The organism is Antiquaquibacter metalliresistens, assembly GCF_029211225.1.
Lineage (GTDB): Bacteria > Actinomycetota > Actinomycetes > Actinomycetales > Microbacteriaceae > Rhodoglobus > Rhodoglobus metalliresistens.
Genome location: NZ_JARGEM010000019.1, coordinates 1 through 2,353 on the forward strand (window position 1 = coordinate 1; position 2,353 = coordinate 2,353).

Genomic DNA, 2,353 nt, shown 5'->3' on the forward strand with positions numbered 1-2,353 from the left:
GGCACCCGCGCCGACCCCGACCTCGAAGCTCGAGCGACCGCCGTCCTGGAACGAATCAGCCCACCACTGGCCGCTTGACAGCAATAGGAGCATCCACTCAGCGGGACGTCACCCCGAAGCCAGTAGACGACCACCGGGTAGCGCTCGTCATTGTTCCTAGGGTTCTTCGTGGCGGCGAACTCCTTGAACGGCGTCTTGCCCTTCGGGAAGAGGTCAAGGTCTCGATCCTGTGTGATTGTCGACTTGGTTCCCGAAGCACGCCGGCTCCGCTTCTCCTTTGAGGGCGTGGTGTGCTCTTCCTCCGGAACCGCCGCAGCGTTGCCAGCGGCCTTAACCTTGGGCTCGGTCACGGGGACTTCACCAAGCAGGTAACGGAACGCGTCCGCCTGCAGCGCCTTGCTCGGCAGGGTCGCGATGACCTCGGCTGACTTCTTCACGCGCTCGACCTTCAGATCAAACTCGGTATCGCTCATCCTTCTTTCTCCTATCATTCGAGTTGTGAACTAGCGGTGCTTGTGGATTAGGGCCTCCGCCTCGCGGACGCCGGGCGGGAGAAGTCGGACCTTGTGGGTGGTCTCGTCGAAGTCGATCAACAGGTCGGCGTGCATCGGCCGGAGCGTGTCTTTGCGCAAGTCCGAAACTCGCCTGTGCTCGAGCCACTGCACGAGATCTGACTCATCGGCCTCCGTGACCCCGGCGAGCAGGAGAAGAACCTTCTGCCTCCAGGTCAGGCCGAGCTTGATCACACGGCGCTTATCGCCCCACTTGTACACAAGGGCCACCTCGCGTTCGACGAGGGCGTCGACAATTTCGGTTGCCTCGTCCGTGGTCAGGTTGTGCAGAAGACGGACCAATTCGGCCATGAGCCACTTGCTCATGTAAAGGACCGCCGTCGCATCCATCTGGTTCGGGTTGACATCTCCGCCTGCGTGACCAACGCCACGGCTGTTGCGGATCTCGTATAGCGCGACGATCATGCGCGGCATCTGGATTCGCGGTGAGCGGGCAGCCGTTAGGTACGTCGTCTCCAGGTTCTTGCAGGCGTCCGGCATCCGGTTGGGCTTCTGGGCGCGATCAGGGTAGCTCCCGCTCATGTAGCCGTTGATGATCGTGAAGACTACTTCGCAGAGCTTCCCCCCGTTCAGCTCCGACGGCTCCCACCGGCTCTCGGCGAAGTTCGTGACTATCTCCTCGTAGGCGTCGAGGAGGTCCTTCGCGAGAGTTGCAGGGAGCGCGCTGAAGGCCTGTTTGGGGTCGATGACCACTAGCCGATCATCCCCTTCACGTAGCTAATGCCCGCCAGCGTGAGCTTGTAGGTCTTACGCGCCTGCTTGCTCTTGCCGGACTTGTTGACTTGCATGACGAGGGTGGGCTTGGCGCGCTCGGCAGAGCCCAGCGAGTCAGTGACATTGGTGAGGCCGTGGCCGAGGTTCTTCAGCTCGGTGTTGAGCTGCTGGGATTGGAATCCCGAACTCCCTTGGATGACCTGGAACCAGTACGCGGCGATGAGGGCCTTGTCTGTCGTGGTGCGCGGTGTGGCGTTCTCGAAGAGTTCGGCGAAAGACGCGTATTCGGAGGTGACGGCGACGGCCATAGGCGCCGCGTCCGCCTCCTCCTCGACTACAGCGAGTCGGGTGGGCTGGAGAGTCACCTCAAACCGCTCGGCAGCCCAACGGAGGACGCGACCACGTGCGTCCTCATCTAGCGGCGTCAGTGCGGACGCAACGCCCGTCATCGCCGTAATCTCCGGGTCCAGGTCACTCATTCGAATCCTCCAAGGTTTTCAAGACGCTCGAACCATAGCGCAGATATTCGGCAATGTCACGTCATTTCGTTCAGATCTGCTTGCGTTTCAGCTTTAAGTTCCCATGCTGTTCCGCGCAGATTCGGAGATCGATCCGAACATCTGTCTGGCAATTCTACGGTCTGACCTGCTATTTCATGACGTTCCGAGGCTCTGTGGGATTGGATAGGAGACGGAGGGACATCTAATGTGCACCTCATGTGTGTCTCGATAAACTAGATAACGAATGTCTGCCGAACGGCAACTCCGCGGCCGCTGAGCGCGCCCCTCCCCCCGTGAATGCGGTGTTTTGGCGCGTGTTGACAGGCAAGAGTGGGCAGTCTGTCGCCGCGGCCCTGCATAACTTTAGTTATGCGGTCGCACGTTTGTTACACATGATGGTCCCGCCCGTCTCCTGTCCAGTACCGGCGAGCGTCGAGATTTCGTCCGCAGATTGCGCGCGGGGCAGATCCCGGGTGACGTCCCATGGGGTGGTGTAGTTCTCGGGCTCGAGTGTCACGTCGTGGACGTGGTGAGCCATCGTGCGATGGTCAGGTGAGAACCGACAAA

General features: G+C 60.6%; 4 protein-coding genes. All 4 read right to left on the minus strand.

Going from position 1 to position 2,353, the window contains the following annotated elements:
- Window positions 1-473, minus strand: a 473-nt coding sequence (locus PYV02_RS15255; protein WP_275759934.1) for a hypothetical protein, incomplete at its 3' end; no start/stop codon positions are given.
- 30 nt (window positions 474-503) lie between these two features.
- Window positions 504-1,265, minus strand: a complete 762-nt coding sequence (locus PYV02_RS15260; RefSeq protein WP_275759935.1) for a hypothetical protein — start codon at window positions 1,263-1,265, stop codon at window positions 504-506.
- On the minus strand, window positions 1,265-1,765 hold the full coding sequence (locus PYV02_RS15265) for a hypothetical protein (RefSeq protein WP_275759936.1): 501 nt from the start codon (window positions 1,763-1,765) through the stop codon (window positions 1,265-1,267). Before PYV02_RS15265 ends, PYV02_RS15260 begins: the two co-directional genes overlap by 1 nt.
- Before the next feature lie 388 nt (window positions 1,766-2,153).
- A partial coding sequence (locus PYV02_RS15270; protein WP_275759937.1) for a hypothetical protein occupies window positions 2,154-2,353 on the minus strand: 200 nt, incomplete at its 5' end.